The organism is Streptomyces sp. NPDC040622 (assembly GCF_055593965.1).
This window is the reverse complement of sequence record NZ_JBVIXD010000005.1, coordinates 371264-398196: the sequence shown is the minus strand read 5'-3', so window position 1 is coordinate 398196 and position 26933 is coordinate 371264. Positions and strand designations below refer to the sequence as shown.

Here is a 26933-nt window from a genome sequence, read left to right as displayed (position 1 = left end):
TGATCATTCGGTTCCTTGTCGAAAGAGGGCAAGGGGGCCTCGAGGGGCCGTCAGGAGGCCGGCTTCTCCGCCCGGAGCGTGAGGTACATGGGGACGGCCCTTCGCGCCGAACAGACCGCGGGGTCCTGGAAGTTGTCCGGCACGGGACGCCCCTCGGACAGCCCGGTGAGGGTGAGCCCGGCCGCCAGCAGGTCACGGACGTACGACTCGACGGTCCGGTGCACCTTGCGCACCGAGGAGTCGAGCCACTCGCAGGCGCGCGCCCCCTCGTCGAAGTAGCCGCGCACCCGCATCTCGGACGGCACGCCGTCGCGGAAGTCACCGTCGTAGGCGCAGGTCACCACCGGATGCTCGGCGGACAGGACGAACCGCCCGCCGGGCGCCAGGGCCGTGCGGACCTCCCGCAGCAGCGCCGGGAGGTCGTCCAGGTAGTGCACCACCATGCGGGCGGTGACCAGGTCCCACGCCCCCGGCTCACGGCACGTCCAGGTGCTGAGGTCGGCGCGCTCCAGCGTGTCCGGGGCCAGCCGTTCCGCCGCTGCCGCGAGCATCCGCTCACTGCCGTCGATGCCGTGGTAGCGGGCCGCGCCGGCCCGCAGCGCCGACTGGCCGAACGTGCCGTCCCCGCAGCCGAGGTCGAGCAGCGCACGCCCCCGCAGATCACCGAGGAAGGACAGGACGTACGGCGCTTCGAGGGTGGCGTTCCCCTCGTCGGTGACGGTCCGGGTCTCCTGGTAGCGCGGGAAGACCTCGGCCGCGTCGTAGAAATCGGGTCCGTAGTCGAAGGCCGCGGTGGACATGGGTATCTGCCTCTTCCTGTTCTGCCCGGCGGATGCGGTTCGTCGTCCGGCGGACGCGGTTCAGTGGGACACGTGGTAGACGCGGCCGTCGTACGAGCCGGCCAGGAAGCGCTCCGAGGCGGCGTCGTGGAACAGCGAGGAGATGCCCGCGGTGGTGACCCGGGTGATCGTGCTCCAGGACTCCTCCACCACGTCGTAGACCGCGACCAGGCCGTGGTACGAACCGGTGGCGACGTACCGTCCGTCGGAGGAGGCGGCGACGCACTTGATGGAGTGGTCGTGCGGCGTGGCGACCACCGTGGGCTCGAAGCCGCGCCACAGCCGCAGCTTGTAGTCGCGGCTCACGCTGGCGAAGTCGCCGCCGGACAGCGGCGCGCAGCCGTTGGCGATGCGGTCGTGCGCCTCGGGGACGTGGTGGACCTGGGTCAGGTCGTCGATGGAGAACCAGGTGGTGCTCGCGTCGGCGCACACGGAGAAGATCCGGCCGTCGGAGACGGAGACGCCCTTGACGGCGTTCTGGTGCAGCTGGAGCGTCGCCTCGTGCCGGACGGAGCCGTCGGCGGCGACGGAGAGGACGATGCCCTCACCGGTGTACGCACCGATGACGACGTGCGGGACGCCGTTCCGTTCGAAGGCGGCGCCGCAGTTCAGCGGCGAGCGGTGCTGGTACAGCACCTCGCCGGTCAGCGCGTCGAAGACCTTGCCCATCTGCCCGCCGGTGAACACCCGCCCGGCGGCCGGGGTGAGGAAGTTGCACAGGCTGCCCGTCTCGCTGTGCCGCACCCCGTCGATCCACAGCACGCCGGCGTCGCCGATGGTCAGCGTCCGGCCCTCGGCCACGGTGACCGCGTTGACGCAGGGGGTCTGCTCCACGCCGTCGAGGTCCCACTCGCCGGCGCCGATGCGGTACGTCGCGTACGAGGAGCCGAACGTGGCGAAGGCGAGGGTGTCGCTGTCGAGGAAGGCGCAGGAGCGCGGCCAGACGTCGGAGGGCAGCGAGGCCTCGGCGACCTGGGTGAGGTCCTGGGAGGTGTCCCACACCCGCAGGGTGCGGTCGTAGCTGAGGCTCACGAGGAGGTCGCGCTCGGCGTTGTAGACCAGGCGCTTGATGCCGGCCTCGTGGGCGGGGCGGGTCTCGGTCCGCTCACCGGTGATGACGATGATCTCGCCCTCGTCGTTGCCCGCGTAGATCACCCCCGCGCGGGTGATGGCGACGGTGTCGGTCTCGACGCCCGCCAGGTCGACGTCGCCGATCATGCCGCCGCTCCCCAGGGACCAGCGCTTGATGGTTCCGTCGTCGCTCGACGACACCAACTCGTCGGCGCCCGCGACCCATTCGACCGAGATGACGTCCGCGGTGTGCCCCTCGAACGTGGTGACCAGCGTGCCGGTGAAGTCGTACACGCGGACGTTGTGGTCGCGGGACGCGGTGGCGATCAGCTCCTTCGTCGGGTGGAACACCGACATCTCGACGTCGTCCTTGTGGTCGGAGAGCACCGCGACCAGGTTCAGGTCGGGGAGCGACCACAGGCGGGCCGAGTAGTCGCTGGACGAGCTGACGAGGAAGCGGCCGTCGGGGCTGAACGACGTCTGGTTGACCAGGTGGTCGTGGTTGACCCGGGTGAGCGGCTGCTTGGTCGCCGCGTCCCAGAGGATCAGCTGGTTGTCGTAGCCGGCCGTCGCGACGTACCGCGTGCCGTGGGTGGCGACGCCGCTGATGGGACCGTAGTGGCGAATCATGGGTTGTTCCTCTTCCTCGTACGGGGCGGCTGATGCAGGGCGCAGAGGTGCGGGAGATGGGTCAGGAGACGGTGCGGTCAGGAGGTGGTGAGTTCTTGGGCGCGCGGGCTGCCGAGCAGGTCGGGCGCCAGCCGTCCGGTGAACCGGTAGCCGAGCCCGCCCAGCGCGACGAGCGCCGCGAGGACGGCCCACAGGACCGCGGTGTGCCGCTCGACCAGGGCCCCGACGAGCGCGGGCCCGGTCACCGCGGACAGCGTCCAGGTGAGGTTGAACAGGGCGAGGAACCGGCCGCGCGCCCGCGGCGGTCCCGCGGTCGCGGACAGCGCGACGGCGGCCGGGGTCGCGGTCATCTGGCCCGCGGTGAACAGCGCGACCGCCACGATCACGATCGCGATCACCGTCCGCCCGCCGGCGGCAGGCACCGCGGCGAGCAGCGCGACGGCGCCCAGGATCAGGACCGCCGCCCAGGAGATGACCCGGCCGCGCCCGACGGCGACGAGCCGGCTGGTGACGTACGTCTGGCCCCCGACGATGAGCAGCGAGCTGAGCATCAGGGTGGTGGACGGCAGCCAGGCGGGCAGGTCCTGCACCTCCACCAGGTAGACCGGCAGGATGACGGTGGGGATGAGCCAGCCGAAGGTGAGCGCGGCCTGGGAGGCGAGCAGGCAGAGCAGCACCCGGTCACGGAGGATCGTTCCCCAGCCCGCCTCCTCGGCCTCAGTGGGGGTCGGGCGGGCGTCCGGTTCGGCGGGTGGCCGCGGTGCCGCCTCCGCCTCGTCCGCGTGCGGCCGCGGCCGACGCGGCTCCGCGGGCCGCAGGAACAGCAGGGCCGTGAGCACGCTCGTGCCCGCGTTGAGGACGACGATGAGCACGGGCGCCCCGGACCAGCCGGTGGCCAGGACGGAACCGCCGACCGCGCCGCCGAGCGCGATGCTCGCGTTCTTGCCCGCCGCGGTGAAGGCGTACCAGCGGTCCAGCTCGGCGCCCTGGGCGAGGTCGGCGACGAAGGCCGGCCAGGACGCCCAGTACAGGCGCTCCGCGGCGAGCACCACGAGCATGCTCGCCACCAGGGCGGGCAGCGAGTCGACCAGGAGGTAGCAGAGGTAACCGACGGCGGCCAGCACGTTGTTGGCGACGAGGCAGGCGCGCGGACCCCAGCGGTCCACGGCGCTCCCCGCCACCGGCGCGAAGGGGATCGACAGGAGCGTGGCCACGCTCGTCCCCCAGCCCACCTGCGCCACCGTGAGGTCGGTGCTGAGCAGGAAGAAGAGGAACGACAGCGGGATGAACATCCCCACGCCGAAGGTGTCCAGGGACGTGGCCACCACGATGCGCCCGTGCCCTGTCAGGTCAGGGAGCCCCAGCCGTCGGCGCCACTGCCCGGCCGCGCTGTCCGGGGGCGCTGGGGACGTCATGCCTTGGCCGCGCCCGTCAGTACGATGCGGTGGCCCGCCTGGACCTTGGCCTCGATGTAGCGCCGGTTGCTGTTGTGCAGGAAGACCCCGGTGGGGATCGACTCCTTCACGGAAATGCCGCTCGCGGTCAACTGCAGAGCTTTGTCGGGGTTGTTGGTGAGGAGGCGGATGGCGGGGACGTCGAGCGCCTTGAGCATCTGGGCGGCGACCCGGTAGTCCCGCAGGTCCGCCTCGAAGCTCAGCTCGCGGTTGGCCTCGAAGGTGTCCAGGCCCCCGTCCTGCAACAGGTAGGCATCGAGCTTGTTGTACAGGCCGATGCCCCGGCCCTCCTGCCGCAGATACAGCAGGATGCCGCCGTTCTCCGCCAACAGGGTGATGGCTTCCTGGAGTTGGGGGCCGCAGTCACAGCGTCCTGACCCGAAGACGTCCCCGGTGAGGCACTCGGAGTGCACCCGCACCATCGGGGCGGGCGTGGGGGCGTCGCCGAAGATCAGCGCCAGGTGCTCGCGGCCGTCGTGCAGGCCGGAGAAGGTCGTCATGCGGGCCGTCACGGGACCGGCGCCGGTGTCCACCGGCACGGTCACTTCGGCACGGACCGCGCAGTGCGGCACGTCGGTCCGGGGGGTCTCGCCGGCAGGTACAGCAGTGGTCATCGCATTCTCCATACGGTGTCGTGCTGGTCATGTGCGGGGAACCGTCCGGTCACGCGGCGTCCGCGAGTGACGGGTCCTGCCAGATCCGGTGGGCCGCGGGAAGGGAGGCGAGCCGATCGGCAGGGAGCGGGCGCGGCGGCCCGCCGGTGCGGCGGTCGTCGAGGCCCGCGGTGAAACCACGTCCGGCCAGGGTCGTCAGCATGGCCGCGTGCTGCTCGGTCCACCGGCGCTGCGAGGCGGGCAGCGCCGTGCCACCGAGGACCAGGCTGCGCAGTGCCACCCGTACGAGCCGGGGCGGCGGCGGGCCGTGGAGGTGGGTGGTGTGTGCCCCCAACAGGTAGGCGCAGTACCAGATTTCCTCGCACAGCCAGAACAGGCCGTCGGGGGTCTGCACCGCGGTGCGCGCCGCGTTCCAGTGCGCGAGGCTGCGCTCGGCCATGCCGGTCTCTTCGAGGTACGTCCGCAGGGGGACGAAGCGCGGCTCGCCGTCCGGGAGCTCGTGGGCCCCTCCGGCCCCTCCCCGGCCGGTGAGGACGACGTGGGCCCGCCCGCGCAGCCGGTGGACGAGGACGTCGGGCAGCCGGATCCGGCCGTCCGCCGGACCGGTTCCGGCACCCCCCGCCCCGGTCCTGACGGCGCTCGTACGGTGCCCCGGACCGGCCACGTCGTCGGCGAAACACGCCGAGTGCCGGGGCCCGTAGGCGTCGTTGCCGATGAGGCTGGGCTGTCCCGCGTGCTCGACCAGGTGCGGCACGGAGATCAGCACCTGCCGTCCCCGCGCGGCCAGTTCGCGGGCGAGGACCACGTCGTCGGGTTCGGGCCGCGCCTCGTCGGTGTGCGTGGCCGACAGCAGGGCCGTCACGTCCCGCCTCGGCAGGAGCAGGGCAAGCGTCGGTATCCACTCGCCGGGCACGGCGGGCACCCAGCGTTCGGCGCCGAGCGCGGCGGCCCGGGTCGCCGCCCCGTTCCACGAGTCCCAGTTCGCGTAGAACGCCAGGGGCGTGTCCGGGTGTTCGCGGACCGCCGACTCGACGCGCTCGACGAAGTCCTGGCACAGCTCCACGTCGTCCTGGAGCACCAGGTGGTGGGTCGCATCGGGGCGGATCGCGCCCCAGGCGGCCCACGCGGTGCGCAAGGTGGTGGGCGGGCCGTCCGGGCGCGGGTCGTGGGCGACGTCGGTCCGCCACCGGCGCAGCGCGTGCGCCAGCTCCGCGGCCTCGGCCTTCCTGCGGGGATGGGCCATCACCGCGGCACTGATCACGACGCGGGACGCGGTGGGCGCGGCATCGGTGAGCTCACCGGTCATGGGGGCGCACCTCCGGTCCCGCGCTCCCGGCCTCCGTGACGGCGCGGACGCTGTGCCAGCCCCGCTCGCCCCGCGCCCACTCCCAGAGCGCGCGGTACACCGACACGGAACCGACGAGGTGCCAGGGCACGACCAGCGCCCAGGCGAGGCCGTCCGCGCGGTCGCGGTACTCGGCGCTTCGGCGTGCGCCCAGGACGCACAGCGCGTCCGCGAGCAGCAGGCCCGCGGCCGCCTTGCGGGCCCGCGGGGACACCGCGGAGGCGGCGACGAGAGCCGGCAGCGCGGCCCTGGCGGCGAGGCTGCCGACGGTGACCGCGCCCAGGACCCGTCCGCGTGCGGAGAGTCCGGGCCAGTTCACGGCGACGGCCCGCAGTTGTCCGCGCGTCCAACGGGCCCGCTGGCGCAGGGCCGCGCCGACGTCGTCGGTGGCGCTGACGCCGGACGGCGTGCGCAGGAAGCCGGTGCGGACGCCGTGGGCCATCAGCTGCAGCGACCAGTGGTAGGACTCCTCGACGTCGTCCGAGCGGATGGGACGCACCCGGTCCCAGGTGGACGCCCAGGCGTAGACGGAACTTCCGGCGACCACGTGCACCCCGGCCGCCCGGGCCAGTCCGCGCACGGAGGCCTGCCACACCGCGTCCTCGGCCGCCTTGACGCGGGCGGCGAGCCGGTCCCCGCGCTCGCTGACCTCGTCGGCCTGCACCAGCGCGTGGTCCTGCTCCAACGCCCAGACGGCTTCGGCGGGTTGGCCGGGTCCGGGGACGACATCCGCGTCCACGATGGCGATGACCTCGCCGTCGGCGTGCGGAAAGGCGTGGTTGAGCGCGGTGCCCTTGGGACTCATGCTCGCAAGGCGCAGGATGTCCCAGTCGAGGTCGGGCCGGTCCACGGCCGCCCGTACCCGTACCGCCCGTTCGAAGTCCTCGGCGCCGCCGGGCCCGTCCTCGACGAGCCACCGCACCTGGAGCAGTTCCGGGGGGTAGTCCAGCGCCGCGACGGCGCGCGCCGAGCGGGTGAGCGTGGCTTCCGTCTCGCGGTAGAAGGGCATCAGCAGCGTCAGCCGCCGGGTGGGCCGCCACCGCGCGGGCGGCCGGTCCGCCGCGTACGGGGACACCGGCCAGGTGGGCACCAGGATGTCGGTCATACGCGCGCCGGCTTCACGTACGCGGGCAGGGCCCGTGTCGCCCGCACCGTCGGCACCGGAAAGTCCACAGAAGGACTTCTGCGTAAGCGAGAAGAAGGCACTTTCATTTCCTTCCGCGAGAGAAGAAATGCTTCGCCGACAAAAAGAATAGAAATGCGAAGGGGGTCGTGAAAGAACCGGCGCGACCCATGAAAAGGCAAAGCCGTCCCCCAGTGCCTCGGCAATCTAGCACCACGGTTCAACTTCCTGTCAACCATGAATGCGGGGCGGAGGGGCACCTCGACCTGGCCGCCTGAACGGCAAGTTGGGCAACTGCGGCGGAAGTCGGGCGGCCGCCCCGCTATTTCGCAACAACAGTTCAAAAAGAATCTGCTTCACTGTGTCCGAGGCGCGACCGTGCAAGGCGAAGTTAAACGTGCCTATGTTTTCCGTTTTGTTGCTCCCGTGCCGGTCGACCTCCAAGGAGCCCGCGCCATGCCCCTGCCTCATGTGCTGCTCTCGGCCGCCGTGTCGTTGGACGGATACCTCGACACACGCCCCGGTGAACCCCGGTTGCTGCTGTCCGGGGACGAGGACTTCGAGCGGGTCGCGGAGGAACGCGCCTCCAGTGACGCCGTTCTGGTGGGGGCGGGAACACTGCGCGCCGACAACCCCCGTCTGCGGGTGCGCGCTCGAGATGCGCACAAGCATCCCTTGAAGGTCACCCTCACCCGCGGTGGAGACCTCGACCCGGCGTGGCGGTTCTGGCACCACGGCGGACGCAAGGCCGTGTACGCGGTCGGGGCCCGGGCGCGGGCGCGGGCCGAGGCGGCCCTCGGCGATCTCGCCGAGGTGTACGAGGTGCCGGACACCGGCACCTGGGAAGCGGTTCTCGGCCATCTCCGCACGAGCGGAGTGCGGCGCCTGATGGTCGAGGGCGGCGGGCAGGTGCACACCGAGCTGCTGCGGCAAGGTCTGGCCGACGAACTCCAACTCGCCGTCGCACCCCTCATCGTGGGCCAGACGGACGCGCCGCGCATGCTGGGGCCCGGGCCCTATCCGGGCGGCCCGCTGCACCGGCTCACCCTGGCCGAGACCCGGCGGATCGACGACGTGGTCCTGCTCAGGTACGCGCTGAACCGGCGCCCCGGCACCGACGCCAGGGCGACCGCGGCGGATCTGGCCTGGCTCGCGGAGGCCTGCGAACTGGCCACCCGGTGTCCGCCCTCGCGTACCGCGTTCTCCGTCGGAGCGGTCGTCGTCGCGGCCGACGGGGAAGAACTGGCCCGTGGACACTCCCGGGAGGGCGGCGACGCCCACGTGCACGCCGAGGAAGCCGCGCTCGCCAAGCTCACGGACGGCCCGCGACTGCGCGGTGCGACGGTCTACAGCAGCCTGGAACCCTGTGCCAGGCGGGCGTCGCGTCCCCGCTCGTGCACACGGCTCATCCTCGACGCCGGGATCCGGCGGGTGGTGACGGCCTGGCGCGAGCCCGACACGTTCGTCGTCGCGGCCGACGGCGCCGAACTGCTGCAGGCGTCCGGTGTGGTCGTGGCGGAGGTCGCGCGGCAGGCCGGGGCCGCGATGGCGCCCAACGCGCACCTCTTGGCACGGGAGACCGCCTGACCATGAAGTCTGTCCGATCGAGCGGAGGAGAAGCGATGTCTGTGGAACCGGTGGACTGGGTCGAGGTCCCGGCCGGGCTGTTGCTGCGGGGCACGTCGGCACAGGACGTGGCGGAAGTCGCCCGCCGCTATGCGGACACCGGGGTTCCGGAGGAGTGGTACCGGAAGGAGGCGCCGAGAGCGGAGATCCGCGTGCCGGCGTTCCGCATCGCCCGTACCCAGGTCACGGTCGGTCAGTGGGCGCTCTTCGCGGCGGCCACGGGCCGGCCCGCCCCCCAAGGTTCCTCTGACCACCCGGTCATCGGCGTCAGCTGGGAGGCGGCGACGGAGTACTGCCGGTGGCTGGGCAAGGAGCTGGGCGAGCCGGAGGTGCGGCTGCCCACGGAGGACGAGTGGGAGCGGGCCGCCCGGGGCGACGACGGCCGGGAATTCCCGTGGGGCTCGGAGTACCGCACCGGCCTCGCCAACATGTTCGACCTCGGCGTCGGCACCACGATGCCGGTCGGCTCGTTCCCCGAGGGCGCGAGCCCGTTCGGCGTCCTGGACATGGCGGGCAACGCCGACGAGTGGACCGCCACGCTCTACGCCCCCTACCCCGGCGCGCCCGCCGGGGTGCCCGGCACCGAGGACTGGGCGTTCGACCCGCATGTCACCCGGGGCGGCGCCTTCCGCCACGACCGCGACCTGGCCCGCTGCGCCCGCCGGCACGGCGCCTACGAGGAGGACTTGACGGCAATCGGCGTCGGCCTCCGCGTGGCGGCACCGGCGGGGCGGGCGGAGGGAGGCGGCGCCTGACGCCGCCGACCGGTGGAGCGTCGCCGGGGACACGCCCGCGCAGGCGCGTGTCCCCGGCTTCGGAACCGGCTCGGCGCCGTACGCGTCCGCGCCGCCCCGGTCGTCGCGGGACGTGCTGCCCACCCCCGCCCGAGACGTCCCGCGCTACCCACCCCGCGGGCGTCGTCGCCAGCGTCGCCACCACGCTCGCCACCACGTCGGCGCGGGCGGTGCGGGGGGCGGCGGGGGCGGTGGGGCCGCGGGGAGGACCGCGCGGGCCGGGTCCGTGTCGATGGACACGGCGTCGGGGCGGGGCAGCGGTGTCACGGTGATGACGCACTCCGCCGCGGACACCGGCAGGTCGACGGTCCGGCCCGCCCGGTGCTCGCTGCGGGCCACGCGCCGCTCGCCGCCGCGCTGTCCGTCGGTCCAGACCGCGTGGACCAGGACCGCGGGCTCCGGCCAGTCGAAGAGCAGCTCGGCGCGGTCCGCCGCGACCCTTCGTACCGTCAGTTCCCTTATGGCGGCGGGGTGTTCGATGACCACGCTCGGCCCCGACACGGCCCGCTCGCCGAGCACGCTCACCGCCGTGACCCGCACACGCCGCTCGGGCTCCGGCGTCAGTTCGGCGAGCGACTCGGCGCCGGCCGCCGTCGCGGGGATGCGGTCCAGATGGCGCACCAGAGCGGAGACGTCCGTGCCCGGCGCGACCGGGCCCGCCGTCCACGGCAGGAGCAGGCCGTCACCCAGCTCGGGGCGCCGCCACGCGATGGTCACCCGGCCGCCGTCCGGGTGCCGGCGCACGGCGAGTTCCTCCACCGGAGAAGGCCACTGCTCGGCGCGGGCGGTGACGGCGACCCCGCGGGACCACACCAGGTCGCCGTCCGGATCGCGGTATCCGCAGCGCACTTCGTACGAGTACGTCCCCGGGGCGAGCGGCACGTCGACCGCCCGGTCGTGCGCGCAGGGTACCCGCACCAGGGAGGACGCCCCCCAGCCGCCGGATTCGGCGCCGGTCCCCGACCGGGTCACCCGCACCTCGGCCGCCGTCGGGTCCGTCCGCCAGTCGAGCCGCACCCCGCCCGGCACGACGGTGCCGCGCAGCTCCGTCACCACCGGCGTGAGCAGTACGGGAGCGGTCACGCGGGGCACTCCGGCGATGTGTTCGCCGCGCAGCGGGACGACGGCGTAACGCAGGGCGCGGCCGACGGGGGCGTCCGCGTCGACGGAGCCGGTCCCGGTCTCGCCCTGCGCCGTCTCGACCGCCAGGTGCGGGGCGCCGTCGGGGAAGCGCAGGACGCGGTACGTCACGCTCCCCGCGCGGCGGCCCGGGCGCGCGGGCGCACACCACGACAGGTGGACGGAGCGGTCGGCGGTCAGGGCCGTCACCCGCGCGTCCGCCGGGGTGGCGGGGTCGTCGGCGAGGAGCGCGGCCGCCCGTAGCAGGCCCGTCTGGGCGTGTGCGTCGTCCCTGGCCAGGCGCAGGGCGCCGAGCCAGGCGTCGGCGGCGGTGCGCGCCGCGCCCGCGGTCTCCGCCGCGGCGGCCTCGTCCGACAGGCGCGTGACCTTAGCGGACCGCGCGCGGATCGCGTCGACGAGCGCGGCCAAGTGGTGGTCGGCCGGCCCGTCGGGGTAGTCGGAGGCGCGCGGGAGGCGCGCCACGACCCGCTCCGCCTCACGCAACCGCACTCCGGGCCACACGTCGTTGAGGGTCTCGGCGGCGTGCCGTGCCGGGCCCGTCGCGGGGAACCCCGCCGCGACCGCGGAAGCGAGGAGACCCGCCTCGCCGCGGTGCACCCCGAGGGCGGCGGCCTCCGCCTCGCCCGGCGCCGGGCCACCGTCCCTGAGGAGGCAGCACACCTCCCACAGGACGAGCTGCCGCAGCCCCATGACGTCGTCGCGCACCAGGGTCTCCAGGGTGTCCACCAAGGCCGCCGCCGTGTCGGCGCGGGGGTCGGACGAGGACAGCCACTGGCCGCGCGCCCGCTGTACGAACGCCAGGTCGACGCGCTGCCAGATGCCGCCGCGTCCCGGAAACCAGAGTCCGTCCAGAACGCGGAAGCCGTCGTCCGTGACGGCCCTCGGGAGGGTGCCGAAGACGGAGTCGGGGGCGGCGGGGGCCGGGGCGCGCAGTACGTCCGCCGCGTGCCGGAACCTCAGCTGCCGGACGGCTTCGTGGAGAGGGGTGTAGCCGCGCAGGCCGGGGCAGCGCGGCAGAACGGGCAGCGGCGGCCGGCCGCCGCTCGCCTTCGGGTGCTCGCCCGGACGCAGGACCGCCACGGCTCAGTCGCCCGGCGTCGTGTAGAAGTACACGCGGACCACGGCGGTCTCCTCGGGCTCGCCCAGGTTCAGGTAGTCGTCCGTCGCCGTCTTCTTGGTGAACATCTCCGGACGGGCCTTGCCGAGCAGGCTGTTGACGCGGTGGGCGTAGACCGTGCCGTTCGACCGGCCGCCGAAGGTCAGCACGAGCGCGGCCTCGCGGCCCCGCCACTTGCGGGTGTCCCTCGCGATCTCCTTGACGAGGTCGCCCTTGTCCGTGCCCGCCACGTCGAACTCCTGAGGATTGCGGTCGACGGCGCGGGGTCCGGTCGGGGTCGGCCTGGGGGTGGGCGAACTCGACTTCGACGGACCTGGTTTCGGACCGTCGTTGGCCTTGGGGTCCGGGCGGTCGGCCATCGACACCAGCGCCAGCACGAGCAGCAGGTCGGCGAAGAGCCAGCCCGCGAGCGCGACGACGCCGAGCCGGCCGCCGCGCCGCCGCGGGGAACGGACTCGGCTCACGCGCCGCCTCCGTCGCGCGGGGCGGGCGGCGGCAGCCGCGTCGTCGGCGCATCGAGCGGTACGTCCAGGGGCGGATCGACGGGACGGCTCGGTCCGGGCAGCGAACTCTCCTCGGTCGAGGGGTTGTTGGCGGCGTCGGCGTCGGGCGGGGCGCCGCCGGGTGCCGGGCCGCCGTGCGTCGGGCCACCGTTGGTGGACCCGCCGTTGGCCCCGTACCCGTACGTCCCGCCGGTGCCGTACGCCCCACTGGTGCCGTACGCGCCGCCGGAGGACCCGGTGTGGGATCCGCCGGGCGCTGCGTACGCACCGGCGCCCGCTCCGTGCGCCGTGCCGCTCACCCCGTGGCCCGTGCCGCCCGCCGCGTACCCTCCGCCGTACGCGCTCGTGCCGTACGCGCTCGTGCCGTACGCGCCCGTGCCCGCGCCGCCGCTCGGGTCGGGGGCCGCGGAGAACGTGCCGCTCACCGGCGCCGGCGCGGGCAGCGCGCCCGCCAGTGTGTCCATGCGGGCGTCCAGGCGGGCCGCCGCGTCCTGCCAGTGCGCCGCCGCCGCGTCCCAGCGCTCCGTTGCCTCCCGCATGCCGTCCACCGCCTCGCCCGTGCGGCTGGTGCTCGACACCAGAGCCTGCGACGCCTGTTCGGTCGCCTTCGCCACGGATTCGGACTTCGTGACGAGCGACTGCTGGGCCGCGACCAGGGCCTTGAGGGAGGCCTCGACCGTGTCGCCCGCCGTCTTGACGTGGTCGGCGATGCCGCGGGCCGCGAGCGCGTTGGCCCGGCCCGCCTTGGCGGTCTCCTCCGTGCCGTTGCGCAGGGTGGTGTCGATCCGGTTCGCGGCGTCGCCGAGCCTCGGCACTTCCTTCGTGAGGGACTGCGCGGCCTGCTTGAGCCCGTCGATGGCCTGGCTCACCGAGGCCGTGGCGCCGCTCAGCGCCTTGTGGCTCTGTTCCGCCTTGTGCGTCACGAGCTGCATCTTCTGGGCGGCCTTCGTGAGCTCGGCGGTGAACTGCTGCGGCGACGCGCTGCGGTGCGAGGCGAGCAGCATCTGGGTGCGCGTGAGCACCGACGCCAGCTCCGCGAGGACCCGGTCCTGGCTCGCCTCCTGCGCCTCCTCGTGGCGCTCGGTGCGCACCCGCACGCGCGCGTGCCAGACGGAGAGCCCCACCAGCAGGGCGATCAGGAGGACCGCCATCAGGGCCACGTTCTCGAACCGTCCGGGCGAGGAGAGGTGGCCGCCGAAGCCGGACTGCCAGAGCTGGAGGAAGGGGCGCGTGGCCTGGTCGGGATCCTCCTCGGCGAGCTCCCCGTACGCGCGCACGGCCTCCCGCAGGCCGTACCAGGTGATCAGCAGCGGTACGAAGACGAGTACGCCGAGTGCCGCCTCGAGGAGCCGGTCGTGCCGGCCCGACGTCCGTCCCGAGGGCGGCGCGGCCCGGATGCTCTCGGGGCGGACGTAGACCTGGACGAGGTCGAGCTCCGCCCACCGGTCGAGCTGGTTGTCGGCGCTCAAGTCCTGGTGCAGCACGGTGAGTTCGGCGGCGCGCGGGGCGAGTGCGGGCAGGACCACCAGCCGCCGCAACTCCTTGACGATCAAGGCTTTGTCGAGCAGTTGTGTGGGCGTCAAGCGGGTCCCTCCCTGGCTTGCGGGGCGCGTGCGGGGTGCTTCACGGGGGCGGATCGAGAGGCCTCTGTCCGAGGACGTCCCCCCTGCCGCGCCGGTTCCTGCCGTCGCGGTTGAGTCGCCGCGACAGCGCCCCCGCGTCGGCGTGCTCAGGATCCCACGTCAGGCACTTCCCCAGGGCCTCTATCGCCTCATCCCGCTCTCCTCGCCGGTCCAGCTCCACGGCGTGCCGGTAGGTGCGCTCGGCGAGGAGACCGCGTACCCGAACGTTTGTCGGATCGTGGTTGTACGCGCAGTTGAGCCACTGCTCCGCGTCGGCGAAGTGCTCGGGCGACATGTCGGCCATCGCGGCCGCGCAGTGCACGTCGATCATCGCGTCCAGCATGTCGGCGCCGGTCGGTCTGGTCGCCGCGTCCTGCCAGGCGATGTGCGCGGCCTGGATGGCGTGGTCGTACCGGCCGAGCGACAAAAGGGCCTGGGCTCGGGCCAGTTGACGGCGGGACGCGTAGTCGAGGACCGGAGGCGTCGTGGCCCCGGCCGGCTCGGGCGGGGCACTCGCCGTGACGGCCGGTGAGGTGTCGGCGGGCGGCGGTCCCGCGGGCGGGGGAGCGGCACGGTTCAGGCCGTCCAGCAGCTCCTGCGCGTCGGCGATGATCTCGCGCAGCAGCGCGACGGCCTCCGGCTCCCGCCCCTGCCGCACGAGCAGCCGCGCCCGCTCCACGTCGCGCGGCCCGCGCGCGTCCCCCACGGGATCCGCGTCGCGTACGCCCGGCGTCCCGCGGGCGACGCGCGGATCGCGCGCCGTACTTGCGCCATGTACGTCATCGTCGCCGCGTACGTCACCCGTTTCGGGTAAGCCACTCGCGCCCCGCGCGTGCACATCGCCCGGGGTGCCCGCCCCGGAGGCCCCCGCGCCCCGTACGGCACGATCCCGCTCCCGCTCCTCCGCCTCCACCACCAGGGTCGCCGTGAGCGGAGGCGCGTCGGAGAGGGTGTCCTGGGGCGTGCCCGACGGCTCCAGCGGGCCTTCCTCCAGGGCAGCGGGACCTGAGGACGCCGCGCCGCCCGCGAGCCGCACCGCGTGCTTCAGGGCGCCCAGCGCCAGGAGCTCGGGCGAGGCCTGCACGCTCTGTCTGCCGAGCACCGCGACCCGCGAACGCACCTGCTCCATCCGGGTGTTGCCGCCCACGAGCAGCAGCGTGTCGACGTCCGTCGGCGTCATCCCCGACTGGTCGAGCAGCGCCCTGGCCCGGTCGAGGGTGCGCCCCACGTGCCGCTCCAGGTACGCGTCGAGGTCGGGCCGCGCGAACCGCACCCACAGCGCGGGCCCGGCGCCGAGCTCCAGGTCGAGCACCGCCGCCCCCGGCCCGTCCGGCGCGCCGAGCGCCTCCCGTGCCTCCTGCCCCCGCGCCCGCAGGTCCTGCCACACGGCCGCGTCCACCCCGGTGACCGACCCCGCGCCCCGGTGCCTGCGCAGCAGCCTGACCGCCGACGACAGCGTCTCCGCGTCGAACGCCCGGCCGCCGGAGGTCGCCCCGCCCTCGTAGCCGAGCGAGCGGAAGTGGCCGCGCACGCTGCGGATCAGACCGATCTCGAACCCCTCGTACCCCATCCCGTAGACCAGGCACGTACCGCTGTCCCGCTCGGTCATGTGGCCGATCACCGCGGCCATGGAGTCGCTGACGAGCCGCGTGTGCTCCAGGCCCGCCTCGCGCGCCGCGTCCCGCAGCGCCGCCCGCTGCGCGGAGCCGAAGCGCGCGGGCACACTGATCACGGTCTGGGCCACCCGGCCCGGCGCCGCCGCCTCCACGCGCTCGCGGACCGACCGCAGCAGCCGCACCACGATCCGGTCGGCGTCGAACGGCTTGCCGACGACGTGCACCGGACGCCCGCTGCCAAGGCGGCTCTTGAGGCTCGGGAAGGTCACCGGCAGCTCGCCCACGTCGGCCGGCTCGCACAGCAGCCACGGACCGTCGCCCCACTCCGCGTCCAGGCGCCGCCTCGGCCGGTCCGGCAGGGCGTAGAGCGCGCGGATGCCCGTGGCGCCGAAGTCGATGCCGAGGCTGACGGGGGCCGCCTCCTGCTCCTGTGCGGGCCGGGCCGCCGGCCGCTCCGGTGTCATCCGCCTGCCGTCTCTTCGGCGAACCGCAGGATGCCTTCGTAGTCCGGCTTGTCGGGCAGCTGCGGCACGGCCCGTTCGGACTGGGCGACCGCCACCAGGTTCACGAGGTTGCGGGCCTGCTGGGCGGTCTGCACGCGGTTGCCCTGCCGGTGGGCCTGCTTGACGTGCTCCACCGCCTCGTTGATCTGGCGGACCGTGTCCTGCGGCGCGCCCTCCGAGGCGAGCTCGGCCTGCCGGAACTGGCTCGCCAGCCCGCACTGGCGGTACATGTCGTCGAGCAGCAGTTCGGTGAGCCGTTTGTACTCACCGCTGTCGCCCATCGCGACCGCCCGCTGCGCCTGCTCGATGTCGCGGCGCACCTTCATCGCCTGCACCGGCTCGATGTAGGGCCCGTACCGCTTCAGGAAGTGGTCGGCCTCCCGCTCGGCGTAGCCCAGCTGCTCGCGCAGCACCGCGCTGTCCAGCTCCTCCACGGGCTCGGGCGGCGGGGTGCGCGGCTTCTCCCGGTTGGGAGTGGCCTCCAGGGTCATGTCCGTGCCGCGCACGGAGATCTTCACCGTGATGATGCGGTCCGCCGAGTAGTTGAAGGAGACGTCCACCTGGCGGTTGATCTCGATCTCCTGCGGCAGCTCGAACTCGACCACGCCCTGCTCGTGGTTCTCGCTCGCCACCCTGCTGTCGCCCTCGTAGACCGGCACCCGGATGCGCCGGCTGTCCGTCGCGTGGAACGTGCGCTGGCGCGGCTCGGACAGCGGGTAGGGCGAGCCCGCCTCGATGATCTCGACGAACACGTCGCGCTGGCTGCCCTTGATCGCGGCGATGCCCATCGCCATCGGCGTCGACTCGTACAGGCCCGTGTCGCCCTTGGAGCGCCCGTCGGCCAGGCTGCGGCCGCACGCCGTGCAGGCCTCCGCGCCGTACTCGTTGACCTTGGCGCACTCCGGGTCCGAACACTCGACGCCGCGCAGCGTCTCGGCGAGCACGCCCGCGCCGAAGGCGACGCACTCCATGGGGTTGATGTTCCTGCGGACCTTGTCCGCCCCGAAGAACGCCTCGACCGCCTCGTACACGGGACGGGTCAGCGTGCCGCCGCCCACCAGCAGGACGTCGGAGATGTCCTCGGTGGAGAGTTCGTAGCGGCCCAGGGACTCCTGGACCAGGCTCATCGTCCGGGCCACCAGTGGCGCGATCATCGCCTGGAACTCGCCGCGCGTCAGCTTCATCTCGACGTCGAGGACGCCGTTCTCGCTGCGGTACGCGGCCGGGATCACGATGTACGTCTCGGGCAGGTCGTTCAGCTCCCGCTTGGCGCGCTCGGCGGCCTTCTTCGCCTGGAACAGGAACGCCTTGTCGCCGGCCGGGTCCACGTGGTGCTCCTCGCGCATCCACGTGATGATCCGCTCCACGATCGCCAGGTCGAAGTCGTCGCCGCCCAGCCAGATGTCACCGGCCGCCCGCAGGACCTGGAACTGGCTCCTGCCCTCCTGGTCCTTGACGGTGTTCAGGATCGAGATGTCGAAGGTGCCGCCGCCCAGGTCGTAGACGAGCACCCGGCTGCGCGCGCCACCCGGCTTGTGCAGGCCGAAGGCGACCGCGGCCGCCGTCGGCTCGTCGACGATCTTCTTCACCACCAGGCCCGCCTTCTCGGCGGCCTCGCGCGTGGCGGCGCGCTGCGCGTCACGGAAGTAGGCGGGCACGGTGATCACGGCGTGCGTCACGGGTTCGCCCAGGACCCGCGAGGCGTCCCGCACCAGCTTGTCCAGGATCACGCTGGAGATCTCCGCCGGAGTACGGGCGCGCCCGCCGAGCAGCACGTAAGCGCGCGGATCCTCGTCAGGGCCCTCGACGATGTCGTAGCTCATCCGGTCGCGCGCCTGGACCACCGACGCGTCGGCGAAATCCCGCCCCATCAGGCGCTTCACCGAGACGATGGTCTCCTTGGGCTGCCTGATCGCCCAGTTCAGCGCGTCCTCTCCGACCAGCGGCTGGTCCTTGCCGTCCCGGTGCACGACGCCCACGACGGACGGCGTCAGCCGCTCGCCCTTGCTGTTGGTCAGCACCGCGATGCCCGCGCGATGCGGATCGTGGGCGGCGACCGCGCTGTTGGTGGTGCCGAGGTCGATGCCGATGGCCTTCATTCCCGCTCCGTCCCTTGCTCCGCGCCGCCCTCGACGGCGACGACCACCCGGGCGGCGCGCAGCAGTTGCCCCCGGTATCGATACCCGCGCTGCAGGATCTCAAGGACCTCGTCGCCGTCCGTTCCCGGCGGCGCGGGGCGCACGTCGGCGATGAGGTGCGTGGCGGGTTCGGCCCGCTCACCCGTTCGGCCGACGCGTTCGAGTCCCTCTTCGGCGAGCTCCCTCTCCAGCTGTCCGGCGATCAGCGCCAGGCTCCTGCGGTACGTCTCCACATCGCTCGCCGCGCCGTCGGCGAGAAGCCGGTCGAAGGAGTCGAGGACGTCCGCGCAGCGCAGCAACAGCCGTTCGGTGAGCGCCCGGTGGGCGGCGTCACGGGCGGCGAGCTCGCGGGCGTGCTCGTAGGCGAGCCGGGCCGTCGGATCAGACATCAAACCGGATCAGGTCGTCCAGGAGGCGCACGGTGGCCTCCGGGAGCGGGCCCGGCGCAGGGTCCCGAGCTTCCTGCGGCTCGTGCGGGGCGGTGGTCTCGGCGGCGAGCTCGCGGTCGATGTCCTCGACGACCAGGGGGAGTTCGGCCGCCAGGTCCACGTCGTACAGGAGCAGATCGACGAGGAGCCTGCGGCGCACGCCCCGCAGCTCGTCCCACGCCTGCTGGGTGACCGGCGTCATCAGGTGCCGCGCCAGCAGCTCGAAGGAGACGTCCTGCATGTCCTTGTGGGACGTCCAGGGGGTCACGCCCGCCGGGGCGAGCACGTCGTAGGGGGAGGGTCCGTCCCCGTCCGCGGAAGGGTCGTCGATCACGCGAAGGTGCCTCCTTCATTCTTCTCCAGCGCCTTGGTCCCGGGGGTGAGTTCGGCGAGCCAGCGGTGCACCGCGCCGAGCAGGGCCTGTCTGATCCGGCTGTCGGTCGGCTCGGCGCGGGTGGCGCGGATCAGGTGGTGCAGCGCCCACAGGATGTCCCCGCCGCGCAGCGCCCGCTCCGCCCGGTCGGTCAACTCGGCCGCCCAGGTGGGCAGATCGTCGTCGTCGGGCGGGGTCTCCTGGCCGTCGCTGCGGATCAGATCGCCCATGCCCACCACGCCGAGCCTGCGGGTGAGCAGCTTCTCCATCTCGTCGAGGGCCTCGCCGAGCGTCTCGCGGTACCGGTGCGTCAGCGCCTGGCCCAGGCCCACGTCGAGGAGACCGAGGGCCTCGTGGAGCAGTTTCAGGCGCGCGGGCACCTCGGAGGTCCGCTCGTCCAGGGTGAAGACCAGGGCCCTTGCGAGGTTGTCGCGGGCGTGGCTCGACTCCGGGTTCAGGGCGAGGGCGCGGCGCAGATCGCCCTCCGCGCCGCTCATGTCCGAGCGCATGCCGTGCTTGGTGCGGGTGTAGCCGCGCCACACGCCCCGCATGGACAGCAACGCCGAGAGTTTGGCGTGGAGTTGACCGAGCAGCTCGCGGTCGAGCGGGTGCAGCACGGCGACGGCCGACTCGACGAGGGTGACGGCCTCGTCCAGGCAGTTGCCGAGCTGGACGCCGTCCTCGTCGGTGAGTGCCTCGACCCGGCCGAGCACGGTGCGGATCACCGCCTTCTTGGAGCGGGCCTGCATCCCGGCGTTGCGGGACACCTTGACCAGCTCGCCCCACTGCGTCAGGGCCTCGTCGAGACCGCCGTCGCCACGCGTCAGCGCCGTCCTGGCGAGCGCGAGCCGGACGTGCACCGCGAGTTCGACGCCGTCCTGGAGGAGCCGGGCGTGCCGGCGCGGCAGTCGTACGTAGGCCGGATTGCGCCGCAGGAAGTCCTGGCAGTGCGCGCACCCCTGAAGGTGACCCGACTCGGCCGCGGGCCCCGCGCAGTCGGCGGGCAGGGTGGTCAGGGTGCGGAAGGCGGGCAGCGAGCGCAGCGCGGTCTCGAACTTGCGCACCTCCGAGAGGGCGAAGCTCTGCGCCAGCTCCGAGAAGGCCCAGCGCAGCTCCCGCACCGCGTACTCGCCCGGATCCCTGCCCTGCTGGGCCGCCGCGTCGAGCTCGGCGACGAGCTCGGCGAGCGGCTCCTGGAGGCTCAGCAGCCGCAGATAGCGCGGACCGCAGGCCAGCGTGGCGCCCGCGCCCGGCACGGAGGGCAGCCCGCCCGCGTCCTTGAGGACCCGCGCGCCGCCCAGCTCCGACTCCAGGAGCGCGGCCAACGCCTGGTAGGCGGCGGCCTGTTCGGGCCGGTCCTGCTCGGTGTGCCGCTGCTCGTAGGCCGACAGCTGCCCGAAGAGGTGCTGACTGAGCTCCCAGCGCAGCGATGCCATGTCGTCGTGCGTCAGGTCGCGTTCGTAGGCGATGGCCCGCTCGGAACGCCAGCCGTCCCAGTACTCGTCGTCGCTGAGCAGCGTCGCCCAGTACGCGAGGGCCGACTCCCAGGCGTGCACGGCGTGCTCCCACGCCCCGCTCTGCTCCAGTTCCTGCGCCTGCCACAGCCGGGCCGCGGCGAGCCCGTGCACCACGGCCATGTCGCCGGGCGCGGCCGTCAGCCGCCGCTCCCACTCGGCGGCGGCCGCCTCGCGGTCCCGGGCGAGCAGGAGCAGCAGCGGGGCGTCCTGCGGAGAGCGCTCGCACAGGGCGTCCAGCAGGCCGGGCCCGTCGTCCGGCGACAGCCCGGCGAGGGCGTCGCGCAGGGCCGCGGGGGAGTGCCAGCGGTAGAGCAGCGCGTCGAGCTGCAGGCGCCGCCCCGGCAGCCGCAGCCGCTCCAGCGCGACGCGCTCGTGCCACGACATGCTGCCGCGTTCGAGGAGGGCGTACGAGGCGTTCTTGACCACGTCCATGGAGGCGCCGGGATCGACGCCCGCGTCCCGCAGCGCGAGATAGGGGAACGCCTGGTCCCGCACGGCGAAGGGGTCGGCGACCAGGGGAGCGCTGGTCAGGCCGTCGGCCCAGGGGAGCAGCCCGACGAGCCGCCGCAGCCTGCGGCACCGCACGTCGGCCCGGTCCAGGGCCCCGCCCGCCCGCTCGTACGCGGCGACGGCGGCGCTCCACCGCCCTGCCGCCTCCAGCAACCTGCCCTCCGCGTAGGCGAGATGGGCGTCGGCGTCCCGGTGCCCCGGGCACTGCCGGAACGCGTCGGCGGCACGCTGCCACTCCTGGTGCGCGTCGGCGAGGCGGCCGCGCGCGTAGGCGGCGACGGCGGGCGCGTCGCGCTCCGTCCCCAGGGCGTCGGCCTCGGCGGCCACGCCGGCCCAGTCCCCGTCGGCCTCGGCGGCCCGCACGCGCGCGTAACGTCCCCGCGCGGCGGCGTCCACGCCCTGCACCCCCTCCTCCTCGATCGCGGCGTACGCCTCGACGACGCCGCTCCACGCCTCGGCCCCGACGGCGGTCTCCTCGGCGACCCGCGCCCGCACGTAGCGCAGCCGCGCCCCGACGTCGGCCCAGGCCGCGTCCATCTCCAGGTAGACCGCGAGCGCCTGAGCCCACCGCTCCCCCTGCTCGTGACAGCGGGCGAGGGCGTAGTGGTAGAGGTGAACGGCCTCGTGGCCGGGGTGGGGAGTCGCCGTTCCTTCGGCGGGGGCCGGGGCGGAGGCCGGGCGAGGGGCCGGCGCGGCGGGGTCTGTGCCGTGCGGACTCCGGAAGGTGCCCGGGGCCGACTCCTCGGCGGGGGACACGACAGCGGGCGGGGCCGGCGCGCCGCCGGGAAACGCCCGGCCGTGGATCTCGCAGGCCGCCGCCCAGTCGCCGTCCTCCTCCGCCCTGCGGCCCGCGGCCTTGCGGCGCAGGGCGGCCACCGCGCCCTCGCGGGCCTCGTCCGGCACGCCGGTGAGCAGGCTGAGCACCGCCGCCCAGTCGCCGCGCAGATCCGCGGCCACGCGTGCGCGTGCGTACAGGCGGCGGACGCCCACCTCGCCGTCCGCGTAGGTGTCGGGCAGCCGGCCGAAGCCGTCGATGACGCCGTTCCACTCGCCGCGCGCGTCGGCGGCCCGCCCGCGCGAGTACAGCACCCGGTCGGGTACGTCGGACAGCTCGGAGGGCAGCCCGACGAACCAGGCGAGGGCGTCGTCCCACCGGCCCCGCGCCTGGCACACGCGTCCCCGGGAGTATCCGCAGAGGGCGTGCGCGTCGGCGGGGGCGTCCGGCGCGGCCCGGCGCGGGTCACCGGCCCCGCCCTCCGCGCCGCCCCCGGCGCCCGCACCCGCGTCCGCGTCCGCGCACGCCCCGAACGACGCCGCCGCCGCACCCCAGTCGCCCGCCGTCGCCGCCAACTGGCCCTCCGCGTAGTGCCGCAGGGCGGACGAGGAGCGGAAGTCGTCGGGAAGCGGCGCGAGATGGGTGAGCGCGGCGGGCCAGTCGCCGGACTCCGTGGCGGCCAGCGCGGCCTCGTACACGCGCCGGCGCAGGTCGCTCAGCAACGGTTCCGTGTCCCAGCCCCGCGAGGCCGCCGCCGCGAGGTCGCTCAGCGCGTCGGCGAGGCGTCCGGCGTCCGCCGCGCCCCGGCCCCGCGCGTACAAGAGGCGTACCGCACTGTCCAGGAAGCCGTCCGCCGCCGCGTAGCCCTGCGCCGCCGTGTCCCACGCGCCCGCCGCGTCGGCGGCCCGCCCCGCGCAGTACACGCCCCAGGCGCCGCGGTCGGGGCAGTCGGCCCCGCCCTGTTCGAAGGCGTCCCGCGCGACGGTCCACTCGCCGGACTCCGCCGCCGCCCGCCCCCGCGCGTACGCCGCCCGGCCCGCCGCGTCGTCGAGCCCCGCGCACGCGGCGTACGCGGCCTGAGCCGTCCGCCAGTCCTCGCCGGTCTCGGCGGCCCGCCCCGCCACGTAGGACGCCCACCCCGTGGCCGCCGGGTGGCCGGGGCGCAGCGCGAGGACGGCGGTGTACGCGTGGGCCGCGGCGGCCCAGTCGCCCGCCCGCCGCGCCCGCGCGGCCTCCTCGCAGGTCCGTGCCACGTGCAGTTCGTCCCGCGCCGCGGCCAGCCGTTCCGGCACGTCCCTCGGCCCGTCGGGCCGGGCGGCGAGCACCTGCTCGTAGCGGGCGATGGCCGTGGTCCAGTCCGCCTCGGCCTCCGCCTGCCGGGCCTCCTCGACGAGGGCGGCTAGCCGGCGCAGCCCGGCGACCTCCGCCTCGAGCGGAGCGGGCACGGGCCCCGGCAGCAGCTCCCGGACCACGTCGAGCTGCGCCTCGGCGCCCGCCGCGTCCCGCTCCCCGGCGAGCAGCAGGCACAGCTTCTCCAGCTCGGGCCAGGCCAGTTCGAAGGCGGCCTCGGCCCGCATGCGGCGCTGTTCGTCGGCGTAGATCTGGGTCGGCGTCCCCAGGATCCGCTGGACCTGCGACCAGTGCCCGAGGTCGCGCTGGAAGCGGGCCGCGCCGATCACGGCCGTCGAGCCGACGTGACCGACGGGGCTCTGGAAGGTCCGCAGCGCGTCCTCGCCCTCGCGCAGCGGATCGGCCACGGCGCCCGATTCGTCGTCCCGCACCTCACGCGCCTTGAACAGCCAGCCCTGCCGGCATCCCTCGTGCAGGAACAGCGCGGGTGTCGCCCACTCCACCGCCGTGTGTTCCGGCTGGTGGGAGATGCGCAGCCGCGCGGCGGCCATCGCCTCGTCGACGGTCTTGTTGGTGGCGATGCCCTTCAGCAGCTCGGGGCTGAACGCGCCCGCCGTCACATCGCTGACCTGCCCCCGCATCGCCACCACGGCGGGCACGCCCCCGCCGATCAGGGCCTGGGCGAGTCCGGAGAAGGGCTCGGGGCCCGAACTGTCCGCCCCCGAGCAGAGGTTGAGTGTCACGAGCCGGAGCCGCTGCGCCTTGAGCAGCATCGCGCCGAGCACGTCCGCGGGTACCCGGTCGACGCCGCCGCTCTCCGTCTCCAGGGCCACGACGCCCTTGCCGATGTCCTGGTCGTACGTCCCGTGCGCGATCAGCAGGACGGCCGTGGGCAGCTCCGAGTGCACGCCGAGCGCCGCCTCCAGGGCCGCACGCGTCGCCCGCTCCAACACCGTGGTCTGGACGGCCACTTCGGGCAGCTCGTTGCGCAGGGCCGCCACCTCCGCCGCGGTCTGCAGCGGTTCGAGCCCGCGGGGCGACGCGCAGGCCACCAGGAGCCGGATCAGGCTGGGTTCGTCCGAGGGTTCGGGCAGCCGCTGCCCCAGCGGGCCGCCCGCCAGTGAACGCACCAGGGAGTAGCCGTGGTTGAGGGCGAGGGACTGCTGAGGGCTGCCGGGCGGTGCGCACAGTGACTCCAGGGGGAGGTCGCGCAGCTCGGGCGGCAGGTCGAAGCGGAGCCGCAGGCCGCGTGCGGGACGCATCCCCTGGGCGCGGTCCAGCGCGGTGTCGACGCACACTCCCACCCGGTCGCCGACCGCGTCGCAGGCCTCCTCGGTGCCGTCCTCGTCGGCCGCGCCCGCGCCGCCGAACAGCAGCCGGAACACGCCCCGCCCGAGCGTGCGCAGCTGGGTGACGGTGTGCTGGTCGCCCATCGGCGCGAACCCGAGCTCCGCCGTGATCAGCCGGTCCCACTGCTCGCGGAACGCGGCCGCCTCCCCGCCGACCGCGATCACCTCGGTGGCGCTCGCGGGGCCGTTGGCGCTCACCAGATAGCGGGCCGCGCCGACGCGGCGGACCCGGATGCGGAGTTCCTCGTAGGCGAGCACGGGCGTCACTGCTCACTCTCGTCGGGCTGCCACATGACGTGGTTGAGGTCGGCCACGGCGGCTTCCCGCTGCTGCTCCAGGTCGGGGTCGTCGGGAAAGAGCGCGAGCGCCGCGGTGAGCTGGTCGATGGCCTCGTGCAGCATCGCCCGCGCGCCCGAGAGGCTGCCCGAGCTCCAGCGGGCCAGGGCGAGCCCGCGCAGCACGACGCCGAGGCTGACCTGTGCCCGCAGCAGATGCGGGTTGAAGGCGACGGAGCGGCGCAGATCCGCGGCCGGCTGGTCGAGCAGCGCCTCCTCGTCGTTGGCCACGGAGATCCCCCGGTCGGCGAGCACCCGCGCCAGCTGACCCTCCAGACGGGCCCGTCCATTGGCGCCGATCACCGAACGGGTCGCGTCGAGCGTGTCCACCGCCAGGCTCAGCCGGCCCTCGCGGTGCGCCGCGCGTGCCGCGCCGAGCGCCATGTCGACGATGGCGGTCTGCGTCTCGCGGTACCGGTCCAGCTGCCTGCTGTGCACCAGGGCGCGGCGCCAGTACGCGGCGGCGGCGTCGAAGTCGGGGCGTGCGACGGTCATTTCGGTGCGGCCCATGGTGAGCCGCGCCTCCAGGGCCAGGCCGCGTGCGTCCAGGGAGAGCCGGTGGTGCTTGTCGGGAAGTCCGGCGTAGCCGGGGTTCAGCTCGTCGAAGCGCGCGCACCCCGGCTCGCACACGGCCGCCGCCCCCGGCCCGCCCCGGGCCCGGCAGCCGGGGCAGCGCAGCTCGCTGAGGGCGGCGAGGGCGTCGACGGCCTTGTCCTGTCCCAACAGGAGCTGTGCGAAGCCGAGTTCGGAGAAGGCGTAGGTCAGGGAGGGGGAGGAGGCCGTCGCGTCCTGCGCGGCGGCGAAGGCGCCGAACTCCGCCGTCCTGCCGAGCTCGGCGATGCGCAGAGGGCCGCAGAACAGCGGCACTCCGCCGCCCCCGGCGGAGGGGAAGCCGCCGACGGCCGCGAGCAGTTTCGCGGCGTCGGCCTCGCGCTGGAGCAGCGGCCCGGGCGCGACGCGGGTGCCCGCTCCGTCGTCGGGCATCCGGCGTTCGAGTATCTCGCGCAGCCCGGCGCGCAACGCCGGGACGAGCTCGGGCCGCACCGGAGTGGCGTACCGCCGGGCGGCCGTGCTCAGGACGTGCTCCCAGAACCCGGCGTCGTGCAGCACGGCAGCCCAGGCGGCGACGCACCGCTCCCAGACAGAACCAGCCGTGTCCGAGGGCGAGTTGAGGAGGGCGAGAGCGAGGGTGTGGGTGACCCGGTGGTCGGCGGGGTCGTGCCGCACGGCGTCGCCGAGCAGCTCCACGGCCGCCTCGCGCCGCCCGCCGCGCACCAGCGCCACGGCGTGCAGCGGCGCGAAGGACCAGGCGCCCCCGTCGAGCCCTCGCGCGGCGTCGATCAGCGCCCCGGCCCGCTCCCGGCCCCGGTCCTCCGGCAGCGCGCTCCGCCGCCCGTCCCGCTGCCCGTGCCGTTCGCCGGGGCCCGCCAGCGCGGCGGCAGCCGCCCTGCGCAGCCGCAGCGCCACCTCGCGCGCGGAGCGGCCCGACAGGGCCGCCACGACCCAGCGGGCCTCGTCGTCCAGGGGCCCGGCCAGGGCCGCGGCGCGCAGATCCTCCAGCGCGGCCCGCGGGTCGCCCGCGCGGGCCCGGACGTACGCGCGCTGGACCAGGCTGCGGCCGTGCGGCACCGCGCAGGCGAGGGACGCGGTGAGGTGCCGCTCCGCCGCGCCGAGGTCCCCGCGGTGCGCGGCCGCGCAGCCCAGCCAGTGCAACGGCCCCGCGGCGGCGGGGCGCAGTCCGCGCGCCCGCTCGAACTCGGCTTCCGCCTCGTCGACCTCCCCGTGCGCGAGCCGCACCCGCCCCACGCCGGTCCAGGCCCGCGCGGCGAGCCGGGCGTCGCCCTCCGTGGCCGGTGTGCCGAGGCCGCCGGATCCCGGGGAGCCGGATCCCGGGGTGCCGGCGGTGTCGCTCTCGGCGCGGCCGTTCACGGTCACGTCGCCCTCGGAAGGGCCGGCCGGGGCATCGTCCTGGGCGCCGGCCGGGGCATCGTCCGGGACGCGGGCCGGGGGAGCCGCTCCCACCAGCTCCAGCGCCTTCCTGAAGTGGCTCTCCGCCGACCCCGTGTCGCCCCGCGAGAGAGCCGACTCGCCGTCGACGCACGCCTGTTCGGCGCCGGTCAGGTCGGTGTGCGTGGTCTGCGCAGTCACAGTCAGCCCCCGA

General features: G+C 74.5%; 17 protein-coding genes. 2 read left to right on the top strand and 15 right to left on the bottom strand.

All coding sequences use genetic code 11. The features are described from left to right. Nucleotides 1-50: 50 nt before the first annotated feature. From ACZ592_RS16505 to ACZ592_RS16480, 6 genes are all read right to left on the bottom strand, one after another. Complete coding sequence (locus ACZ592_RS16505) at nucleotides 51-800, bottom strand: class I SAM-dependent DNA methyltransferase (protein WP_471582236.1); 750 nt, start codon at nucleotides 798-800, stop codon at nucleotides 51-53. A gap of 60 nt (nucleotides 801-860) precedes the next feature. Further along, a complete protein-coding gene (locus tag ACZ592_RS16500) occupies nucleotides 861-2540 on the bottom strand; it encodes a WD40 repeat domain-containing protein (protein ID WP_471582235.1) in 1680 nt (559 codons plus the stop codon). A gap of 77 nt (nucleotides 2541-2617) precedes the next feature. Next, a complete protein-coding gene (locus ACZ592_RS16495; protein ID WP_471582234.1) occupies nucleotides 2618-3955 on the bottom strand; it encodes an MFS transporter in 1338 nt (445 codons plus the stop codon). Further along, the gene (locus ACZ592_RS16490) at nucleotides 3952-4608 is read right to left on the bottom strand and encodes a GTP cyclohydrolase II (protein WP_471582233.1); all 657 of its coding nucleotides are present in this window, start codon (nucleotides 4606-4608) and stop codon (nucleotides 3952-3954) included. Before ACZ592_RS16490 ends, ACZ592_RS16495 begins: the two co-directional genes overlap by 4 nt. Before the next feature lie 49 nt (nucleotides 4609-4657). Further along, a complete protein-coding gene (locus ACZ592_RS16485; RefSeq protein ID WP_471582232.1) occupies nucleotides 4658-5914 on the bottom strand; it encodes a hypothetical protein in 1257 nt (418 codons plus the stop codon). Continuing rightward, nucleotides 5904-7058, bottom strand: a complete 1155-nt coding sequence (locus tag ACZ592_RS16480; RefSeq protein ID WP_471582231.1) for a glycosyltransferase family 2 protein — start codon at nucleotides 7056-7058, stop codon at nucleotides 5904-5906. Before ACZ592_RS16480 ends, ACZ592_RS16485 begins: the two co-directional genes overlap by 11 nt. Before the next feature lie 474 nt (nucleotides 7059-7532). Here ACZ592_RS16480 and ACZ592_RS16475 point away from each other — a divergent pair, with 474 nt between their 5' ends. Together ACZ592_RS16475 and ACZ592_RS16470 are read left to right on the top strand one after the other, a co-directional pair. Further along, a complete protein-coding gene (locus tag ACZ592_RS16475) occupies nucleotides 7533-8663 on the top strand; it encodes a dihydrofolate reductase family protein (RefSeq protein WP_471582230.1) in 1131 nt (376 codons plus the stop codon). Nucleotides 8664-8698: 35 nt separating this feature from the next. Next, entirely contained in the window at nucleotides 8699-9457 is a 759-nt protein-coding gene (locus tag ACZ592_RS16470) for a formylglycine-generating enzyme family protein (RefSeq protein WP_471582229.1), read from the top strand. Between the two features lie 144 nt (nucleotides 9458-9601). On the opposite strand, the gene ACZ592_RS16465 is transcribed toward ACZ592_RS16470, so the two are convergent. Genes ACZ592_RS16465 through ACZ592_RS16425 form a run of 9 tightly spaced genes read right to left on the bottom strand, consistent with a single transcriptional unit; the run spans nucleotide 9602 to nucleotide 26920 of the window. Beyond that, the gene (locus ACZ592_RS16465) at nucleotides 9602-11716 is read right to left on the bottom strand and encodes a hypothetical protein (protein WP_471582228.1); all 2115 of its coding nucleotides are present in this window, start codon (nucleotides 11714-11716) and stop codon (nucleotides 9602-9604) included. A 3-nt stretch (nucleotides 11717-11719) separates the two neighbouring features. Further along, nucleotides 11720-12217, bottom strand: coding sequence for a hypothetical protein (locus ACZ592_RS16460; protein WP_471582227.1), 498 nt, complete (start codon nucleotides 12215-12217; stop codon nucleotides 11720-11722). Then, nucleotides 12214-13839 (bottom strand): hypothetical protein, encoded by a 1626-nt coding sequence (locus ACZ592_RS16455; protein ID WP_471582226.1) that lies wholly within the window; start codon nucleotides 13837-13839, stop codon nucleotides 12214-12216. The genes ACZ592_RS16460 and ACZ592_RS16455 overlap by 4 nt, the downstream gene beginning before the upstream one ends. A 40-nt stretch (nucleotides 13840-13879) precedes the next feature. Then, on the bottom strand, nucleotides 13880-15958 hold the full coding sequence (locus ACZ592_RS16450) for an Hsp70 family protein (RefSeq protein WP_471582225.1): 2079 nt from the start codon (nucleotides 15956-15958) through the stop codon (nucleotides 13880-13882). After that, the gene (locus tag ACZ592_RS16445) at nucleotides 15955-18096 is read right to left on the bottom strand and encodes an Hsp70 family protein (protein ID WP_471582224.1); all 2142 of its coding nucleotides are present in this window, start codon (nucleotides 18094-18096) and stop codon (nucleotides 15955-15957) included. Before ACZ592_RS16445 ends, ACZ592_RS16450 begins: the two co-directional genes overlap by 4 nt. After that, complete coding sequence (locus tag ACZ592_RS16440) at nucleotides 18093-18524, bottom strand: nucleotide exchange factor GrpE (protein WP_471582223.1); 432 nt, start codon at nucleotides 18522-18524, stop codon at nucleotides 18093-18095. Before ACZ592_RS16440 ends, ACZ592_RS16445 begins: the two co-directional genes overlap by 4 nt. Continuing rightward, nucleotides 18517-18897: a hypothetical protein gene (locus tag ACZ592_RS16435; protein ID WP_471582222.1), complete on the bottom strand. Its 381-nt coding sequence runs from the start codon at nucleotides 18895-18897 to the stop codon at nucleotides 18517-18519. Before ACZ592_RS16435 ends, ACZ592_RS16440 begins: the two co-directional genes overlap by 8 nt. Next, a complete protein-coding gene (locus tag ACZ592_RS16430; RefSeq protein WP_471582221.1) occupies nucleotides 18894-24704 on the bottom strand; it encodes a CHAT domain-containing protein in 5811 nt (1936 codons plus the stop codon). Before ACZ592_RS16430 ends, ACZ592_RS16435 begins: the two co-directional genes overlap by 4 nt. Next, nucleotides 24701-26920: a hypothetical protein gene (locus ACZ592_RS16425; protein WP_471582220.1), complete on the bottom strand. Its 2220-nt coding sequence runs from the start codon at nucleotides 26918-26920 to the stop codon at nucleotides 24701-24703. Before ACZ592_RS16425 ends, ACZ592_RS16430 begins: the two co-directional genes overlap by 4 nt. Nucleotides 26921-26933 lie beyond the last annotated feature (13 nt).

Coding starts and splice junctions, on each gene's coding strand:
- ACZ592_RS16505 (WP_471582236.1), bottom strand. CDS start 800: ATGTCCACCGCGGCCTTCGACTACGGACCCGATTTCTACGACGCGGCC.
- ACZ592_RS16500 (WP_471582235.1), bottom strand. CDS start 2,540: ATGATTCGCCACTACGGTCCCATCAGCGGCGTCGCCACCCACGGCACG.
- ACZ592_RS16495 (WP_471582234.1), bottom strand. CDS start 3,955: ATGACGTCCCCAGCGCCCCCGGACAGCGCGGCCGGGCAGTGGCGCCGA.
- ACZ592_RS16490 (WP_471582233.1), bottom strand. CDS start 4,608: ATGACCACTGCTGTACCTGCCGGCGAGACCCCCCGGACCGACGTGCCG.
- ACZ592_RS16485 (WP_471582232.1), bottom strand. CDS start 5,914: ATGACCGGTGAGCTCACCGATGCCGCGCCCACCGCGTCCCGCGTCGTG.
- ACZ592_RS16480 (WP_471582231.1), bottom strand. CDS start 7,058: ATGACCGACATCCTGGTGCCCACCTGGCCGGTGTCCCCGTACGCGGCG.
- ACZ592_RS16475 (WP_471582230.1), top strand. CDS start 7,533: ATGCCCCTGCCTCATGTGCTGCTCTCGGCCGCCGTGTCGTTGGACGGA.
- ACZ592_RS16470 (WP_471582229.1), top strand. CDS start 8,699: ATGTCTGTGGAACCGGTGGACTGGGTCGAGGTCCCGGCCGGGCTGTTG.
- ACZ592_RS16450 (WP_471582225.1), bottom strand. CDS start 15,958: ATGACACCGGAGCGGCCGGCGGCCCGGCCCGCACAGGAGCAGGAGGCG.
- ACZ592_RS16445 (WP_471582224.1), bottom strand. CDS start 18,096: ATGAAGGCCATCGGCATCGACCTCGGCACCACCAACAGCGCGGTCGCC.
- ACZ592_RS16440 (WP_471582223.1), bottom strand. CDS start 18,524: ATGTCTGATCCGACGGCCCGGCTCGCCTACGAGCACGCCCGCGAGCTC.